This window comes from Brevibacillus thermoruber 423 (assembly GCF_000454065.1).
GTDB classification, from domain to species: domain Bacteria; phylum Bacillota; class Bacilli; order Brevibacillales; family Brevibacillaceae; genus Brevibacillus; species Brevibacillus thermoruber.
In genome coordinates this window covers 534,083-549,224 of record NZ_KE695650.1, presented here as the reverse complement: position 1 = coordinate 549,224, position 15,142 = coordinate 534,083, and the positions used below count along the sequence as shown (strand labels likewise).

The 15,142-nt window shown below is 55.8% G+C and carries 20 protein-coding genes; 5 read left to right on the top strand and 15 right to left on the bottom strand.

What is annotated here, in order from left to right; translation table 11 throughout:
• Window positions 1–30 precede the first annotated feature (30 nt).
• The 5 genes from adh to tlp all read right to left on the bottom strand — a co-directional run bounded on the left by adh (window position 31) and on the right by tlp (window position 4,127).
• A complete protein-coding gene (gene adh / locus M516_RS0110980; protein ID WP_029099167.1) occupies window positions 31–1,551 on the bottom strand; it encodes an aldehyde dehydrogenase in 1,521 nt (506 codons plus the stop codon).
• Between the two features lie 211 nt (window positions 1,552–1,762).
• Window positions 1,763–2,275, bottom strand: a complete 513-nt coding sequence (locus M516_RS0110975) for an ACT domain-containing protein (RefSeq protein WP_029099166.1) — start codon at window positions 2,273–2,275, stop codon at window positions 1,763–1,765.
• A gap of 42 nt (window positions 2,276–2,317) precedes the next feature.
• Complete coding sequence (locus M516_RS0110970; protein WP_029099165.1) at window positions 2,318–2,644, bottom strand: hypothetical protein; 327 nt, start codon at window positions 2,642–2,644, stop codon at window positions 2,318–2,320.
• A 21-nt stretch (window positions 2,645–2,665) separates the two neighbouring features.
• A complete protein-coding gene (gene mnmA, locus M516_RS0110965; protein ID WP_029099164.1) occupies window positions 2,666–3,778 on the bottom strand; it encodes a tRNA 2-thiouridine(34) synthase MnmA in 1,113 nt (370 codons plus the stop codon).
• 127 nt (window positions 3,779–3,905) lie between these two features.
• A complete protein-coding gene (tlp, locus tag M516_RS0110960) occupies window positions 3,906–4,127 on the bottom strand; it encodes a small acid-soluble spore protein Tlp (RefSeq protein ID WP_029099163.1) in 222 nt (73 codons plus the stop codon).
• A gap of 161 nt (window positions 4,128–4,288) precedes the next feature.
• Here tlp and M516_RS0110955 point away from each other — a divergent pair, with 161 nt between their 5' ends.
• Window positions 4,289–4,501 (top strand): hypothetical protein, encoded by a 213-nt coding sequence (locus M516_RS0110955; RefSeq protein WP_029099162.1) that lies wholly within the window; start codon window positions 4,289–4,291, stop codon window positions 4,499–4,501.
• Here M516_RS0110955 and M516_RS0110950 read toward each other — a convergent pair.
• The 3 genes from M516_RS0110950 to M516_RS0110940 all read right to left on the bottom strand — a co-directional run bounded on the left by M516_RS0110950 (window position 4,498) and on the right by M516_RS0110940 (window position 6,559).
• On the bottom strand, window positions 4,498–4,848 hold the full coding sequence (locus M516_RS0110950) for a DUF952 domain-containing protein (protein ID WP_029099161.1): 351 nt from the start codon (window positions 4,846–4,848) through the stop codon (window positions 4,498–4,500). The two genes, M516_RS0110955 and M516_RS0110950, sit on opposite strands and share 4 nt — an antisense overlap.
• A 23-nt stretch (window positions 4,849–4,871) precedes the next feature.
• Entirely contained in the window at window positions 4,872–6,239 is a 1,368-nt protein-coding gene (locus M516_RS0110945) for an FAD-binding oxidoreductase (protein ID WP_029099160.1), read from the bottom strand.
• Window positions 6,240–6,313: 74 nt separating this feature from the next.
• Window positions 6,314–6,559 carry a hypothetical protein gene (locus M516_RS0110940; protein ID WP_029099159.1) on the bottom strand — a complete coding sequence of 82 codons (246 nt, stop codon included), beginning with the start codon at window positions 6,557–6,559 and terminating at the stop codon, window positions 6,314–6,316.
• 202 nt (window positions 6,560–6,761) lie between these two features.
• Here M516_RS0110940 and M516_RS0110935 point away from each other — a divergent pair, with 202 nt between their 5' ends.
• Complete coding sequence (locus M516_RS0110935) at window positions 6,762–7,040, top strand: phospholipase A2 family protein (RefSeq protein ID WP_029099158.1); 279 nt, start codon at window positions 6,762–6,764, stop codon at window positions 7,038–7,040.
• Between the two features lie 91 nt (window positions 7,041–7,131).
• Here the strand turns inward: M516_RS0110935 and M516_RS24330 are convergent, their stop codons facing one another.
• Together M516_RS24330 and M516_RS23300 are read right to left on the bottom strand one after the other, a co-directional pair.
• A complete protein-coding gene (locus M516_RS24330; RefSeq protein WP_051188186.1) occupies window positions 7,132–8,829 on the bottom strand; it encodes a WG repeat-containing protein in 1,698 nt (565 codons plus the stop codon).
• Window positions 8,830–8,949: 120 nt separating this feature from the next.
• The gene (locus M516_RS23300) at window positions 8,950–9,162 is read right to left on the bottom strand and encodes a hypothetical protein (RefSeq protein WP_035289451.1); all 213 of its coding nucleotides are present in this window, start codon (window positions 9,160–9,162) and stop codon (window positions 8,950–8,952) included.
• Between the two features lie 202 nt (window positions 9,163–9,364).
• Here M516_RS23300 and M516_RS0110920 point away from each other — a divergent pair, with 202 nt between their 5' ends.
• Entirely contained in the window at window positions 9,365–9,589 is a 225-nt protein-coding gene (locus M516_RS0110920) for a hypothetical protein (protein ID WP_029099157.1), read from the top strand.
• Window positions 9,590–9,858: 269 nt separating this feature from the next.
• Here the strand turns inward: M516_RS0110920 and desA are convergent, their stop codons facing one another.
• Window positions 9,859–10,881 carry a Delta(5) desaturase DesA gene (desA, locus tag M516_RS0110915; RefSeq protein WP_029099156.1) on the bottom strand — a complete coding sequence of 341 codons (1,023 nt, stop codon included), beginning with the start codon at window positions 10,879–10,881 and terminating at the stop codon, window positions 9,859–9,861.
• 453 nt (window positions 10,882–11,334) lie between these two features.
• Here desA and M516_RS0110910 point away from each other — a divergent pair, with 453 nt between their 5' ends.
• Together M516_RS0110910 and M516_RS25560 are read left to right on the top strand one after the other, a co-directional pair.
• Window positions 11,335–12,126 (top strand): DUF2935 domain-containing protein, encoded by a 792-nt coding sequence (locus M516_RS0110910; RefSeq protein ID WP_029099155.1) that lies wholly within the window; start codon window positions 11,335–11,337, stop codon window positions 12,124–12,126.
• A gap of 491 nt (window positions 12,127–12,617) precedes the next feature.
• Entirely contained in the window at window positions 12,618–12,788 is a 171-nt protein-coding gene (locus M516_RS25560) for a hypothetical protein (protein WP_162836722.1), read from the top strand.
• Window positions 12,789–12,881: 93 nt separating this feature from the next.
• On the opposite strand, the gene M516_RS0110900 is transcribed toward M516_RS25560, so the two are convergent.
• From M516_RS0110900 to M516_RS0110885, 4 genes are all read right to left on the bottom strand, one after another.
• A complete protein-coding gene (locus M516_RS0110900; RefSeq protein WP_029099154.1) occupies window positions 12,882–13,235 on the bottom strand; it encodes a YolD-like family protein in 354 nt (117 codons plus the stop codon).
• A complete protein-coding gene (locus tag M516_RS0110895) occupies window positions 13,220–13,462 on the bottom strand; it encodes a LexA family protein (RefSeq protein WP_029099153.1) in 243 nt (80 codons plus the stop codon). Before M516_RS0110895 ends, M516_RS0110900 begins: the two co-directional genes overlap by 16 nt.
• Entirely contained in the window at window positions 13,446–13,667 is a 222-nt protein-coding gene (locus M516_RS26390) for a WYL domain-containing protein (protein ID WP_029099152.1), read from the bottom strand. Before M516_RS26390 ends, M516_RS0110895 begins: the two co-directional genes overlap by 17 nt.
• A gap of 282 nt (window positions 13,668–13,949) precedes the next feature.
• Window positions 13,950–15,110, bottom strand: a complete 1,161-nt coding sequence (locus M516_RS0110885; RefSeq protein WP_029099151.1) for an iron-containing alcohol dehydrogenase — start codon at window positions 15,108–15,110, stop codon at window positions 13,950–13,952.
• Between the last annotated feature and the right edge of the window lie 32 nt (window positions 15,111–15,142).

Here is a 15,142-nt window from a genome sequence, read left to right as displayed (position 1 = left end):
CTTCCTCCTTTCGCCGGGACTTCGTTCCGATCAGAAGAAACCGAGCGCATCCGGGCTGTAGCTGACCAGCAGGTTTTTCGTCTGCTGATAATGATCGAGCATCATCTTGTGCGTCTCTCGGCCGATGCCGGATACCTTGTACCCGCCAAACGCGGCGTGCGCCGGATAGGCGTGGTAGCAGTTGGTCCAGACGCGGCCGGCCTGGATTTCGCGCCCCATCCGGTACGCCAGATTCACGTCACGGGTCCAGACGCCCGCGCCGAGGCCGTACAGCGTGTCGTTGGCCAGTTCCAGCGCTTCCGACTGGTTCCGGAAGGTGGCCACGGAGACGACCGGGCCGAAGATCTCTTCCTGGAAGATGCGCATCTTGTTTTGTCCTTTGAACACGGTCGGCTTGACGTAATATCCGTCTTTCAGGTCGCCGGAGAGGATATTGCGTTCGCCGCCAATCAGGCACTGAGCCCCTTCCTGTCTGCCGATGTCGAGGTAGGAGAGGATCTTTTCCAACTGTTCCGCCGACGCCTGGGCGCCGATCATCGTCTCCGTGTCGAGCGGGTTGCCCTGCTTGATCGCCGCGACGCGGGCCAGCGCTTTTTCCATGAACTGGTCGTACACCGATTCCTGGATGAAGGCGCGAGACGGGCAGGTGCAGACCTCGCCCTGGTTGAGCGCAAACATGACGAACCCTTCCACCGCCTTGTTGAAAAACGCGTCATCCTTGGCGCAGACGTCCTCAAAGAAGATGTTCGGCGATTTGCCGCCCAACTCCAGCATCACCGGGATGATGTTTTGCGACGCGTACTGCATGATCAGGCGGCCGGTTGTCGTCTCGCCCGTAAAGGCGATTTTGGCGATCCGGCTGCTGGTGGCCAGCGGTTTGCCGGCTTCCAGTCCAAATCCGTTGACCACGTTGACGACACCGGGCGGGATGAGGTCCTGTACCAGTTCGAGGAAGACCAGAACGGACGCGGGCGTCTGTTCGGCCGGCTTCAACACGACGCAGTTGCCCGCCGCGAGCGCCGGAGCCAGTTTCCATACGGCCATCAGCAGCGGGAAGTTCCACGGGATGATTTGGCCGACGACGCCGAGCGGCTCGTGGAAATGGTAGGCCACCGTGTGGTCGTCGATCTGGCTGATGCTTCCCTCCTGGGCCCGGATGCAGCCGGCAAAGTAGCGGAAATGGTCGATCGCCAGCGGCAGATCGGCTGCCAGCGCCTCGCGAATCGGCTTGCCGTTGTCCCACGTTTCCGCTACAGCCAGCATTTCCAGATTGGCTTCCATGCGGTCGGCGATTTTGTTCAAGAGGGACGCCCGCTCCGCCGGCGATGTGCGCCCCCACGCCTCTTTTGCCTCGTAAGCCGCATCCAGCGCCAGTTCGATGTCATCCGCCGTGGAGCGGGGCACTTCGCAAAATGCGCGTCCCGTCACGGGCGTGACATTTTCAAAGTACTCCCCTTTTACCGGCGGAACCCATTTTCCCCCGATAAAATTTTCGTACCGCTTTTTGAACGAAACCTTTGCACCTGATTGTCCCGGCTGCGCGTAGATCATCGACGGTCACGCCTCCTCATCGAATTGTTTTTCCATACCTTTCCATCCGTATGAGGTCGGCGGACAAAACAGAAGCGTTTCTCTGCCCGGGTCTCGTACAATATTCGGGCCGCCCGATTCCGGCCATCAGGCCAAATACAGCGAAATTCCCCCTCACCCCTCTGCCCATGCACGCAAAACAGCCGCCCGCGGTTGCGGACGGCCGTGTCCTTCATTGGAGGGAAAACACGCGGGTGATCTGCGGCAGCTTCTCGATGGCGGCGATCACGTCCGGCGTGAAGGCTTCGTCGGTAATGGAAACGAGCAGCGCGTTTTTCCCTTTTTGCTCTCGAGAGACATTCAGTTTGGAGATGTTGATTCGATTATCGGCCAAAATGCGGGACACGTCGTAAATCACGCCGGGATAATCGATGTGATAGACGAGCAGTCCGTGCGATTGCGGCGGAATCCGGCACGGACAGTAATTGATCTCGGCGATGTACACCTCCCGCCAGTCCTGGGCGATCGTGTACTTGCTGCCGCCCACCCGGAAAACGGCCAGGTGGTTGGCGTACTCCCCCGAGCTGGTCTGTACCGGTACGTCCGCACCCAGCCCTTCCACCAACGCCTTGGCAATGTCATCGCGTTGATCGTATGCCAGGATCGTCAGCGACGCTCCCGCCAGATTCGGCTCCAGCCTGCGGATCAGGCGTGCCAGGTCGCGCAGTTTTTCCGCATTGGTCATGGTCATGCACTCACGTCCCCTGTCGTCTCTTTGTTTCGGGTTTTACCTGGGGAGAATCCACGCTTCTTCCTCCTTGATGATCGAGGAATGATTGATGGAGCGATACCACGCCGTCAAGGTTTTCCCGTCCTTTTCGTACGTGATTTTGTAGATCGTGTTTCCCTTGCCGCTCTTCTCAAACGGGCTCTCATCCACGGGGACGACGGTAATGGTTGTGACCCTTCCCCCTTGGCTGGCGATCTTCTCGTTAATGATCGACACGTGCTCCTGCCCCGTAGCGTACATGCCCATGTAGGCTAGTCCTCCGACGAGAAGCGCCCCCAGCAAAAACAAAACGATAATCAGCTTTGATTTCTGTGTCGCTTCCACGCTCCGATTCTCCCATCCGCGCTATTTCTCGGCATCCAGCAGCGTCACCCGGTCGATGATTCCGCCGCCGAGGCACTCCTCCCCGTTGTAGAAGACAACGGCTTGTCCCGGCGTAACCGCTTTTTGCGGCTGATCGAAGACGACCTCCACCGTGCTGTCTTCGCGCAGATGCACCGTCACGCCCTGATCCGGCTGCCGGTACCGAAACTTGGCTGTACAGGTAAAGGAAGACGCCGGCTCCTTGCCGCTGATCCAGTTCACATCGGTGGCGATCAGACGGGTGGAGTAAAGGCGGGGATGGCCGGCCCCTTCGGCGACGATCAGCACGTTGCGCTCCAAATCCTTGTCGACCACGAACCACGGCTCACCGGTCTTTCCGTGTCCGCCGCCGATGCCCAGACCCTGCCGCTGCCCCAGGGTGTAATACATCAAGCCGTCGTGGCGGCCGATCACTTCGCCGTCCACCGTTTCGATGTCCCCCGGCTTGGCGGGCAGATAGTTTTGCAGAAACTCGCGGAAGTTGCGTTCCCCGATGAAGCAGATCCCGGTGCTGTCCTTCTTCTTGGCGGTGGCCAGACCCGCTTTTTCCGCGATCTCCCGCACCTGCGGCTTGGTCAGGGAACCAAGCGGGAACATCGTTTTGGACAGTTGGTGCTGATCGAGGGCGTTGAGAAAGTAGGACTGATCCTTGTTGGAGTCGACACCGCGGAGCAGCCGGTACGCGCCGTCCCGGAACTCCACCCGGGCATAGTGGCCGGTCGCGATGTAATCGGCGCCGAGGTCCATCACCTTGTCCAGCAGTTCGCCAAACTTGATTTCCCGGTTGCACATGACATCCGGATTGGGCGTGCGCCCCCGTTTATATTCATCCAAAAAATACTGGAACACTTTCTCCATGTATTCTTTTTCAAAGTTTACCGTGTAGTACGGGATGCCAATTTGTTCGCAGACGCGCCGGACGTCCTGGAAGTCGTCTTCCGCCGTGCAGTGGCCGAATTCATCGGTATCGTCCCAGTTTTTCATAAAGATGCCGATGACGTCGTATCCCTGTTGTTTCAGCAGGTAAGCCGTCACGGAGGAGTCGACCCCTCCGGACATGCCGACGACGACGCGTGTGTCTTCTGGTCGCTTCATGGTCTTTCTCCTCTTTTCACTAAGGTTCCCTATCAGCATACCACGTTTCGGTCGACAATTCATGTGTGGATATGCTGTGGAGTGCGAAAAAAGCACCTGCCGTTGGTCCGGCAGGCGCTTCTCGCCGTCATTGCAGCCGAGCGTTCTCGTCCTGGATCTCCGAGCGGAACCCCTCGATGCTCTCTTCGCGGCGCTGGTTTTTCTGTTCGATGTTCGCCCGTTCTTCGGGCGTCAGCTCGTCCGCGTGCGCCTTCACGTAATCGCGCGATTCGCGGATGTTTTCCATCGTGTTCTGGATCATCTCCTGCAGTTTCTCCACGTTGTCCGAACGATCATCCGGCTTCGCCATCGGGGACACTCCTTTGCATGGGTAAGTTTGGACGTACCTTACCATTTTGCGCCCGCGGCGGCGGGATTATGTACGCCGGAATCAGCCGACAAACCGGCGAGGACACCAAAACGGCTGTGGTATAATGCAAACAGGAGAGTGTGAGAACCGGAGGGAATGACATGTCTTCGTTGGATTTGCTGGAACGAAAACTCCTGCGCATCCTGGCAGAGACGGAGCCGATCCGGCTGAAACGGCGCTGGATTCAAAGCGGTGCGCCCGTTTCGGAAGAAGAGCAGCGGCAGCGGATCAGCCTGCTCCTGCGCCGTCTGGACTCGCTGCCGGAAGCCAAGCGGCAGGAAGTGAGGGCGCTTTTGAAATGGTACAACGGTTAACGGGACGGGCAGGAGGCGCCGATGCCCCAGTGCCCTTCCCGTTTTTCCATCCGCCGCACCTCGACGATGGCGTCCTGGTTGAGCGGACCGTAGATGTGCGGGTACAGCCGCCCGTCCTTCGCCTGTTCGTATGTGACCGGTGACGTGACGCGCTCCTCATCCACCACCAGCACCAGCAGGTCGCCGGTAAAATCGGCATAGACCCGATCGGCCACCCGGCCCAGCAGCTCCTCCCCTTTTGTCGCGTGAATAAAGCCTTCTTCCTCGTAATCGCGGGGCAGATAGATGTCCCGTTCCGCCCACTGCTCCCAATACGCCTTCGGTACCAGACAGTAGATGATGTGCATGTGCCTGCTTGTCTCCTTTGGTGTCAATTGATCGGCAGCTTTTTCCCCGGGTTGAGGATGTTGTGGGGATCAAACAACTGTTTTACTTGTCTCATCAGATCGAGCGCCTCTCCGTGTTCGCGGCGGAGGTATTTCAGCTTGCCGACCCCGACCCCGTGCTCGCCGGTGCAGGTGCCGCCGCAGCGCAAGGCGTAGTCGACGAGATTGGCATTGACCCGCTCCGCCCTGTCCAGATCGTCTTGGTTGGTCGGATCGACCAACAGCAGGGCGTGGAAGTTCCCGTCGCCGACATGGCCAAGCAGGCCGCCCTCCACTCCGGCCGCCTCGATCTGCTCGCGGGCGTAGGTGATGGCCCCGGCCAGTTCGCTCAGCGGCACGCAGACGTCGGTGACCATGATCTTCTTGCCTTTCGAGCCGTGGACAAACGCGTAGGCGAGGTTGTGCCGCGCTTCCCAGAGGGTGTTCCGCCCTTTGGCATCCGTTTCAAACGCGAAGCCGCTGCACCCGTGATCGGCGGCGAGGTCCTTGGCGAACTGCACGTCCTGCTGCAGCCCGGCTTCATTGCCGTGAAACTCCAGAAAAAGCGTCGGCGCTTCCTCATAATGAGTACCGCTGTGCCGGTTCAGCTTTTCCATCGACACCCGGTCGACCAGTTCCACCCGCGCGATCGGAATGCCCACGGCCAAGAGGGAAACCGCCGTGCGGACCGCGCTTTCGACGCTGGGAAAGCTGGCCCGCGCCGCCAGGATGGACTCGGGAATGCCGTAGACCCTGAGCGTCAGCTCCGTAAAGATTCCCAACGTCCCTTCCGAGCCGACAAACAGGCCGGTCAGGTTGTAGCCGGCAGACGACTTGACCGCCAATCCGCCCGTACGGATGATCTGACCGTTGGCGAGCACCACTTCCAGATCCCGCACCTGGTCCCGCATCACGCCGTAGCGGACGGCCGTCGTGCCGCTGGCGTTGGTGGCCGCCATACCGCCCAGGGTGGCATCAGCTCCCGGATCGACCGAGAAGAAGAGGCCGTATTTTTTCAGCTCCTTGTTGAGCTGGGAACGCGTCACCCCTGGCTGCACCCGCACCAGTTGGTCCTCCGGGCGAATCTCCACAATCTGGTTCATCCGTTGAAAATCGAGCGTAATCCCGCCCTGGTAGGGGATGACGTGTCCCTCCAGACTGGTGCCCATGCCAAACGGCACGACAGGAATGCGGTGGCTGTTCGCAAACTTGACAACTTCGCTGACCTCGGCGGCGTTTCGCGGAAAAACGACGACGTCGGGCGTGTGCGGCCGATGATAGGATTCATCGCGGCTGTGCTGTTCCAGCATGGTCGGATTGACGCTCACCTGCTCGTGGCCGACCAGTTGACGAAGCGCTTCCGTCAGATTCATGTGCTTCCCTCCCCCAGCATGACTCGCTGCTTTTTCGCCCAATTTTATCCGCTTTTGGCAGCCCTGTCTACGGGTTACCGGCTGGTAAGCGTTCGTTCAATGTGGCGGATCGCCTTCAAGTAGGCCGCTTCGTCCAGCCGCCCCTGCTCACGCTGCCACTCGATGTAATTGCGCAGGGAAAGGAGGTCGACCCAAGCCTCCTTGGACTGCGGGTTGTCTCCCGGCACCTCGCCGGTGATTTCGCCTTCCCGCACCAGCTTGGCCATTTTCGTGGGATGGATGCCGATTTGATAGGCGATCTGGTATAATGCCGTCTTCATGGAACTCTCTCCTTCGTGAAACGCTTCGGCCCTGTACAGGGGACCCGGCTTGTCCTTTTCATTCTGCCAGTCTTGACGCCGGCTGCCAATCCCCGAACGGGTGATGGTGAGAAAGTTGCGTCAGTCGATCAGGTATGCGTCCAATCACTTTTGGCGAAACCCGATATGGTAGTAGTAACACCATCCACGGCGGTGATGCGAGATGCCAAGCCGCAAGCGGCGTTTTGGATCGATACCCTGTTTTTACGGCAACTGGTGCGGTCCCGGCTGCTCGGGGCCGGAACCGCCCATTGACGAGATAGACCGGTGCTGCATGATGCACGACAAGTGCTACCGAAAACGCGGCTATTTTGCCTGCAGCTGCGACAAAAAGCTGGTGAAGTGCCTGAAAAAGCACATTGATCGGACGACGGAGAAGGGGAGAAAAGCCTATCTAATGTATCTGTATTTTCGCAACAGCATCTGCGACCCCAAGCGCTAAGCGAAACGTAACACCCGCCTAGGATCGCGAAACCGGTAATCCGCCTGTCATCCGTCCCTCACGTCGATGCGATCGGGCCGGATCCATCCGCTTATTTCGTTACGCGGTTCCCTCTTTTATCGATATAGGTTTGTTCGTTCGACCCGTCCGCTGTTACCAGCGCCAATCCGTCTTGAAAACTGCGCGCATTGGAAAATTGCGGCGGAATCACGAATGTTCCGGTTTTGTCGATAAATCCGTCTTTTCCCTTGATCCGGACGCGCGCGAGCCCCTCGGAGAATGGGTCTGCCGCATCAAATTGCGCGGGGATCACCATTTTCCCCGTCTTGTCGATATAGCCGAATCGGTAGCCAACCCTCACCAAAGCCAGGCCGTCAGAAAAATCGGTGGCATAATCACCCGTTTGGTTGCGGCTGTCAAAAGCGGGCGGAATGACGGTCTTTCCGGTTTTATCGATATACCCGTACTTCCCGTTGATCATGACCAAGGCCAGTCCCTCGTGAAAGTCAAACAGCCGCGGCGCGCCGCTGTAATTGTAATTGAGCCCCTCCACCGAAAATTGCGGCTTGATGACGTAGGCACCGGTTTTACCGATATAGCCGTACCGACCGTTTCGCGCTACCGCGGCCAGGCCTTCATGAAAGTCGTTGGCGATGTCGAATTGCGGTTTGACGGCCAGTTTTCCGGTTTTGTCGATATATCCCCACAGGTTGCCGACCCGCACGGCGGCCAGTCCCTCCCGAAACGGCATGACCTCGTCATACGCTGCCGAGACAACCTTTCCGCTTTTGTTGATGAAGGCGTATTTGTTCCCTTGTGCGACGACGGCAAACCCCTCGTGAAAATCGACGCCTCTGTCATACTCGTAGAGGGACCCCAGTGGATAGACGGGGTTGATGACCCACTGCCCTTTTTGATTGATGTACCCGTACTTGTAACCGACCCGCACGGCAGCCAGTCCCTCACTGAAATCTTTCACATCATCAAACTGCAGGGGAATCGCCAGTTCGCCATTGGCTCCGACAAATCCCCATTTGCCGTTGAGGTATACAGCCCCCAATCCTTCCCGAAACGGTCTGGCATTGCTGTACTGCGGATCGACCAGGACCCGGCCCGCCGCATCCATGTATCCCCATTTGCCGTTTTGGGTAAACGGGTACAATTTCGCACTCGGCGGAATGAGCGGAGCAGACGGCTGATCGGGCGCCTGTTTGGCCTGGACGATGGATTTGTCCGCCAAATTCTTGATGAATTGAACCGCTTCCGTCCGGGTGAGGTACGATTCCTTGGCGAAGCCGGTCAAGCTGGCCGTTTCCCCCCGCCCTTTTACCAGCCCCTGGTTGTACAAATACTGGACCGCGTTGTTCGTGTCGTAACGGAAGCCCTGCGACGCCGCAATCAGTTTGGCTACGCTGCCCCGTTTGATCGGACGGTCCGACTGCTCCCGGGACACCGGCCAATGATACGCTTCGGCCTGCCGGTAATAAACGTCAGCCCAGTATGTACCCGCAGGCTGAAGCGTCAGTGCGTTTCCGCGGTTTGCGTAATAACGAAGCAGCATCGCCAAAAACTCGCTTTCCTTGACGAACTGATCCGGCTTGAAGGTGTGGTCCGGGAAACCGGAAATCAAACGCTGCTCCACACCCCATCTGATCGTATCGTATCCCCAGTAGGCCGGGGAAACGTCCTGAAACGAAACGGATTCCGCCGCGGCCGTCAATCCGACGCTGCTCCACGCCAAAACGCCGGCGGTCACCATGTTCAAGCAGTTCTTCCTGTACTTCTTCATGTGACTTTTCCTTCTTTCGTGAAATGTGCTGCAATTGTAAAGACGCGAAAGGGAAGGAAAAGTTTCGAATACCAGTAAGGTATGAGACTGCCAGCCTGCGTTTAAGAAAGTGGCACAACCTTATCGAGAGAGGGAATCCAAAAAGGACTCCGCAGCGTCGTCCAACAGCTTTTCCCGGTTCGGATCCTCATTTGCGTCGCTGTCAACCTCAAGCTCTCCACCGTTGATTGCCGCCGTGTCCTCCGCCTGTTCGGTGATCAGCGGGGTGTCCATGTTTTGTTTCGTGGTAAACAGGTTGATGTTCGGGATGTTGTTCCTGACATCCGTCTCCATGATCATGCTCCTTGTGGTCAGTATTGAGGGGAAGGCGGTCGTCCGCAGCCGGGGATGGATCGGACAGACACACTCTTACTATGCGCGGTCAGCACGAGAATTATTTCCGGGAAATCACAATCCTCTCCGTTTCATCAGAAGGGCTATTTCTGCTTGCTTCCATCCCCGTTGGGGCATACTAACGCGTAAAGGAGCGTGGACCATGTTGGATAACAAATCGACGTACTACGTTACAAACTGGGACGACGCGTGGGAGTATACGCGGGCACTGGAGGTGATGAACATCCCGTACGTCGTCGAATCGCCGGGCTCTCCCCTCCACCTGAACGAGGGGGAACTGGCCATTGTGTTTCCCCACCTGACCATGAGAACGTACGCGAAGGTGCGAACCCTCTTTGGCGGTGACGGAGAACGGTATCCGGATTAGCGCGGCCCCCTTGCCAACCATGTTTTGGCAACCTGCCGTCTGCCGGGTCCCATCCAAAGCCTCGCATGGACGAAAAATGGACCGGCGGCAAGACTTGTCTTTGTCAGGGCCGGGGAACGAACGGAGCCCTTTCCACAGCGGAAAACGGATAACTCCAGGGGGCATGCCTGCTTAACAGGGGCCGCGTCAAACGATAAAGGGGCTTTTCCCTTGCGGTCTGCATCGAAGGGATAATGTGACGAGACGGCCGTTACTCATGTGCTGCTTTTTCAAATGGAATCCGTTTCGTTGCGCTTGGCCGAAATTTGCTTCAAATCCTTGAATCCCACAAATGTCTTGCTGCACTCGTTCCATAATCGGAAACGGAGCGATCGCAGGCTGGACAGCAGCGTCAGGGTATGTACTTCCTGAAAACGCGGGTGATTCCTGTGAACCGCTTCCAGGTAATAGTTGGGGATCCGCGGGCTCAAGTGGTGAATATGATGAAAGCCGATATTTCCGGTGAACCAGCGCAGGACCTTCGGCAGCTTGTAGAAAGAACTCCCCTGCAGGGCAGCCTTCACGTAGTCCCAATTTTCTTCCTCTTCAAAATACGACTGCTCAAACTGGTGCTGGACGTAAAAGAGCCAGATGCCGGCCATACCGGAAAGGAAAAAAATCGGGCCCTGAACCAGGAGAAACGCTTGCCATCCTACTGTCCAGCAAAGCAATCCAGCCACCGCAGCGATGCCAAGGTTTGTCACGTAGGTGTTGATGCGTTCCTTCAGCCCGGCTCGTTTTCGGTTAAACCGATACGCGATCAGAAAAATGTAGATCGGGCCAACGCCAAACATGATGAGCGGATTACGGTATAGCCGGTATGCCAAGCGTCGCAGCAGAGGCGACGACACATATTCCTCTACCGTAAGCGTCCAAATATCCCCCGTCCCCCGCCGATCCAAGTTGCCGTTGGTGGCGTGATGAACGGCGTGGCTGTGCTGCCATTGGGAATAAGGGCAGCAGGTCAGAATGCCGGTGAACGTCCCGACAATCTTATTTGCCGCCCGATTTTTGAAGTACGATTGATGACAGCAATCATGAAAAATGATGAAAATCCGTATCAGAAATCCACCGGCAAGAATGGCCAGTGCAAGGGTAAGCCAATAGGAAACCGACAGACTCAGATAGGCGGCGTACCAGAGCAGAAAAAAAGGCAACAGGGTATTGATAATCTGCCACACACTGTACTTCACACATGGTCTTTCGTAAGGTGCGATGTCTTTTCGCCATCCGGCTTGTTCCTCATGAGACATTCGTATAGATCTTCCCCTCTCCGAATCCATTCTGTAGGTATCGTATGCTGAAAATCGTTCAAGTTTCCATCACGTCCTGAAAATTCCACGATGTCTGTTACGCATCCCCAATGAACCAACCTGTACCCTTCTCAAAGCATGTTTGAATCATATCATAGAATTCCTTAAAAAACACAGCTTTTTCCACTTATCGAAGGCAGTTCATACCGTCAAACCGTCTCATCATCCGCAGCCATTTCCTGGGGCTTTCTTTTACGAATTGGGCTTATATCCCTTACGTTGATGTAGGCGTGAGCCCATTCCATGCTCTGGGTACATACATAGAGATATATCGTACTTACAAATACAGGAGGAGTCGTCTGCAGATGCGAAATCGAGGTTTGGAAAGTCTGTCCATTCTTAGTGTGCCGCGTTTGCGCTATGCGACACAAAAATACATGGGGGAGGCGCCGTATGGCAGATGCATTTGTTGATAGGTCGTTAGATGAAATCAGATTTTGGTCGAGAATCATGAAAGAACATTCTCTTTTCCTTAAATTAGGGTTTCATTGTGACGATACCAAATTAATCGACGAAGCAAACCGGTTTTACACCATTTTTGAAGACATTGAAAATCAGGCCCTTTCCCTCTCACCGGATGTAGACCCGCAAAGAATTTTCGATTTTAACAATACCGTTCACAATGCGGTTTGTCACATTTGGAAGTTCAAACGAAAAGTACTTGACTTGATTATTCGTTGCAGGATTGGAGGGAACAATTTTCCGTTGTTGGTCGATCATGTCAGCAGGGAAGCTGCATATTTCATGAAGCGATTAGAGCAATTAAATACGGGAACCCTTGATCCCTTACCCGATGCCATCATTAATGAAAATGTATTCTTCCTAAGAATCATGGCCGACCACGCCAAATTTATCAACCACTTACTTGATCCTTCCGAAAGAAAACTTGTAGAACAGGCTCGTGAGTTTAGCCACGACTTTGATCAACTCCTTTTTCAAGCGATTGACCTCAATTCCATGCGACCTCAGTCCCAAACCCTTCCTCTCCTTGATCAATTTGTAGATCAAAATCGGGTTTCTGTTCGTCAATTACGTGACTTCAAGAAGACAGCTCGTGATCTGATTGAGGCATGCAGAATAAAAAGCATTATCCCACCGCTGCTCGCTGATCATGTATTCAGAGAAGCATCACACTTCCTCGAAATATTGGATTCATTTGAGTTGGCTTTGTCCTCCTCGAAATAAATAGATCGTCTCGTCTTATCCGTCTGTAAACATTCACGATATGCCCCCACATTGGGGGTTTTACTTTTTTCAAAAAGGGCAGCCTTGATGATCCTCCTTTCCACTTTCTTGCTGCAATTTGCCCTCTCCGATTACACATTATGGAAAAAGTCGGTTTCGTTCCAGCGTGAAAACCAGATTAGGTTGAGGGGAAAGTTCCTTCAACAACAAAATGGACATTTTGTCTTCATGGTTCGTCCAATCATTTCTAGCGATTATTCATACAATAAAGTATCAAACACGAAAGAGGTGGTATTATGTCATTCTGTTTCAGACGTCGTCGCCGCCGCTGCTGTTTCCGTCGCCGCCGCCGCTGCTTCTGATCACCAAACGTCCGGATAGTTATATTCGGACGTTTATCACTTCATTACCTCCCACAATTTGCAACATTTGACCAATTGAGAGATTTGTTGTAAGGTGAATGGGAATGACCAAAAAAGGTGTGTGCTTTTATGGCGAAAGAGTATGCGGTTGGCTGGGGAACCTTGGCGCTGATCAATGCCGGATTGGCCCAGACAAAAAATCAAAGTGGACTTTTATGGTTTTTCCTCTCCCTGTTACTCGGCCCCATTGCAACCTTTATGATTGTTGTTTTGGTGAAGGTTCCGAAAGATGAACATTGATCGAAATCACCCGGTCTGCGAAGAGACGGACAAAACCGAATCGTCCGGACGATCTGCGCCGCCTCCACGGCTTTCTTCCATGATGCGGCCAGCTTAACCGGTGAACGATTTCGTCACGCGCACGACATCCTCTACCCGAATCCACACAGAATCCCAATCACTGACCAGCAGGAACCGACGTTCGTCCGGGTCAATCTGCTTTACGATCCCCCATGCCGTTTCAAACACGCCGCGTCCTCCGTACATTTCCCGGAACCATGTAACGTTGATCGCGTAATCGTACTGCGTTGAGTCATAGATACGAAAACAGTTCTCATCATAGTCGATCTCATCGACAACCGGTCTCCCTGCGAGCCCCTCATCCGCGTTCACACGCCGGCTTTCTGTTTTCTGTTCCGGCTGTACCATCCGCATGGATCCGAACCAATCCTCTATCTTCCGCTCCATCTTGATGTCTCCTTTCGTTCCCACGCTTCCAGCAGCTTGATGTCGTCCGGGCGTGATCGATCCCATTCGATGTACGGTTCCCGTGCCAACGCGGCCAGTACTTCCATGACGCCGCCGCGGCTGCGGCCGGTTTTCACGCACAGTTCGTCCACCGTCGGGGTGCGCCGACGACCAACGGAAAAGTTGGCGATGATGCGGAGCACCTTCCGTTCAATATCCTGCAGCACGATGTTTCACCACTGGCACAGCGGCAAGGATGTTGTCAACGGAAAATACGCGAAACGCCCGACGCGCAAAACAGTAGGCTTTCACATTCCCCCTGCTGATCTCATGGATCCGGACGGTTCGCTTCGACGTTCGCCCGTGGCGATCCACATAGATGATCTCGACAAGCTGACCGCTGTTCATATAGCGCTGCAAGTTCCCGAGCATAGTCGTTCCCCCCTCGTGAATGCGAACGTTTGTTTGTATTATATGCGAACATGAGGCGAACATGCAAGAAAAAATGCCCCACTACCAGTGGAGCAAGTGATGGAAAACAATCTTCGGCCAATCGTGTTGATTGCGTCAGATATGCAGCGCTTTAGAATCGCTGTTAGCCTGGAACCATTGGGGCTCCGGTATTCCCTCGAGGAACTCCCTTTCCCCTTTTTTCCGCTGTACTGTATTTTTGAAGCACCCGGGGACTTTTACCGGCAATTGTTTCCGTCCTTCTTACGACCGATACGCCTCCTCCAGAATGCGCAGGTAATCCTTCGCCGTAATCGTCCGCACATTGCTTGGCGTGGAGCCGTTTTGCACCGACAGCTCCACGATCCGCGGGAAGTCCTCTTTGCGGACACCCGGCAAGTCCTTCAGCTTTGGAATGCCCAGGCCGTGCGTAAAGGCCTCGATGCCGTCAATCAGCTTTTCGACGGCGAGCTCGTCCGCGTCGGCATCGGCGGCAAACCCCATGTAACGCGCCAGTCTGGCGTGCATCGGCTTGTTTTCCGCAGCGTTGAACCGAAGCACATGAGGCAAAAATACCGCATTCGCGACGCCGTGGGGCGTGTCGTATAGCCCGCCGAGCGCTTCCGCCAGACAGTGCACAGCCGCGACATCCGCCGAGCCAAAACAGAGCCCCGCCAGCAGACTGCCCTCCAGCATGGCGGCACGGGCCTCTTCGTTCCGACCATCTGCATAAGCAGCCGGCAGTGCGGAGACAATCGTCTGCATCGCGCGGGCGCCGAGGGCTTGCGAGATCGGATTGGTCACTTTGCAGGTATACCCCTCGATGGCGTGAACCAAGGCGTCGACGCCGGTGGCAGCGGTGACGGCGGGCGGAACGCTGAGCGTCAGGCTGGGATCAAGCACGGCGAGCGTTGGGCGCAAGGCGGCGTGTTTGAGCGTCATTTTTCGGTGGGTGGCCGACTCGGTGATGACTGCGGAGCGGGTCACTTCCGATCCCGTCCCGGCTGTAGTGGGGACGCAAATGATCGGGGCAATGTTCGCGTAGGGAAGCCGTCCGTCCGCGTAATCGGCGGGAGTTCCGCCATTTGGTCCGCACAGCGCGATCGTTTTCCCCGTGTCCATGGCGCTTCCCCCGCCGATGGCCAACACCATGTCGGCGCCGCTGTCACGGAATTGTTCCGCTCCCGCCAAGCATTCCGTATCCCGCGGATTTTGGCTGAGCGACGCAAACAGCGACACGGCAAAGCCCGCTTCCTCCAAAGCTGTCTGGATCGGTTCGACCAGGCCCGCGCGGATCACGCCGGGGTCGCTGACCAGCAAAATGGACGAGCCGACCTGCAGGGAATGCAGCAGTTCCGGCAGGTGGAGAGCCCTGCCCATCCCCATTTCAATACGCGTGGAGCAATAGTAGTGAAAGGCATTCATCCGGTTTCCTCCCGATTTCTACAAGCTCGTGT

Bases quoted from the DNA above. Each gene is read 5' to 3' on its own strand.
- adh (WP_029099167.1), bottom strand. From the start codon at position 1,551: ATGATCTACGCGCAGCCGGGACAATCAGGTGCAAAGGTTTCGTTCAAA.
- M516_RS0110975 (WP_029099166.1), bottom strand. From the start codon at position 2,275: ATGACCAATGCGGAAAAACTGCGCGACCTGGCACGCCTGATCCGCAGG.
- mnmA (WP_029099164.1), bottom strand. From the start codon at position 3,778: ATGAAGCGACCAGAAGACACACGCGTCGTCGTCGGCATGTCCGGAGGG.
- tlp (WP_029099163.1), bottom strand. From the start codon at position 4,127: ATGGCGAAGCCGGATGATCGTTCGGACAACGTGGAGAAACTGCAGGAG.
- M516_RS0110955 (WP_029099162.1), top strand. From the start codon at position 4,289: ATGTCTTCGTTGGATTTGCTGGAACGAAAACTCCTGCGCATCCTGGCA.
- M516_RS0110950 (WP_029099161.1), bottom strand. From the start codon at position 4,848: ATGCACATCATCTACTGTCTGGTACCGAAGGCGTATTGGGAGCAGTGG.
- M516_RS0110945 (WP_029099160.1), bottom strand. From the start codon at position 6,239: ATGAATCTGACGGAAGCGCTTCGTCAACTGGTCGGCCACGAGCAGGTG.
- M516_RS0110940 (WP_029099159.1), bottom strand. From the start codon at position 6,559: ATGAAGACGGCATTATACCAGATCGCCTATCAAATCGGCATCCATCCC.
- M516_RS0110935 (WP_029099158.1), top strand. From the start codon at position 6,762: ATGCCAAGCCGCAAGCGGCGTTTTGGATCGATACCCTGTTTTTACGGC.
- M516_RS24330 (WP_051188186.1), bottom strand. From the start codon at position 8,829: ATGAAGAAGTACAGGAAGAACTGCTTGAACATGGTGACCGCCGGCGTT.
- M516_RS23300 (WP_035289451.1), bottom strand. From the start codon at position 9,162: ATGGAGACGGATGTCAGGAACAACATCCCGAACATCAACCTGTTTACC.
- M516_RS0110920 (WP_029099157.1), top strand. From the start codon at position 9,365: ATGTTGGATAACAAATCGACGTACTACGTTACAAACTGGGACGACGCG.
- desA (WP_029099156.1), bottom strand. From the start codon at position 10,881: ATGTCTCATGAGGAACAAGCCGGATGGCGAAAAGACATCGCACCTTAC.
- M516_RS0110910 (WP_029099155.1), top strand. From the start codon at position 11,335: ATGGCAGATGCATTTGTTGATAGGTCGTTAGATGAAATCAGATTTTGG.
- M516_RS25560 (WP_162836722.1), top strand. From the start codon at position 12,618: ATGGCGAAAGAGTATGCGGTTGGCTGGGGAACCTTGGCGCTGATCAAT.
- M516_RS0110900 (WP_029099154.1), bottom strand. From the start codon at position 13,235: ATGGAGCGGAAGATAGAGGATTGGTTCGGATCCATGCGGATGGTACAG.
- M516_RS26390 (WP_029099152.1), bottom strand. From the start codon at position 13,667: ATGCTCGGGAACTTGCAGCGCTATATGAACAGCGGTCAGCTTGTCGAG.
- M516_RS0110885 (WP_029099151.1), bottom strand. From the start codon at position 15,110: ATGAATGCCTTTCACTACTATTGCTCCACGCGTATTGAAATGGGGATG.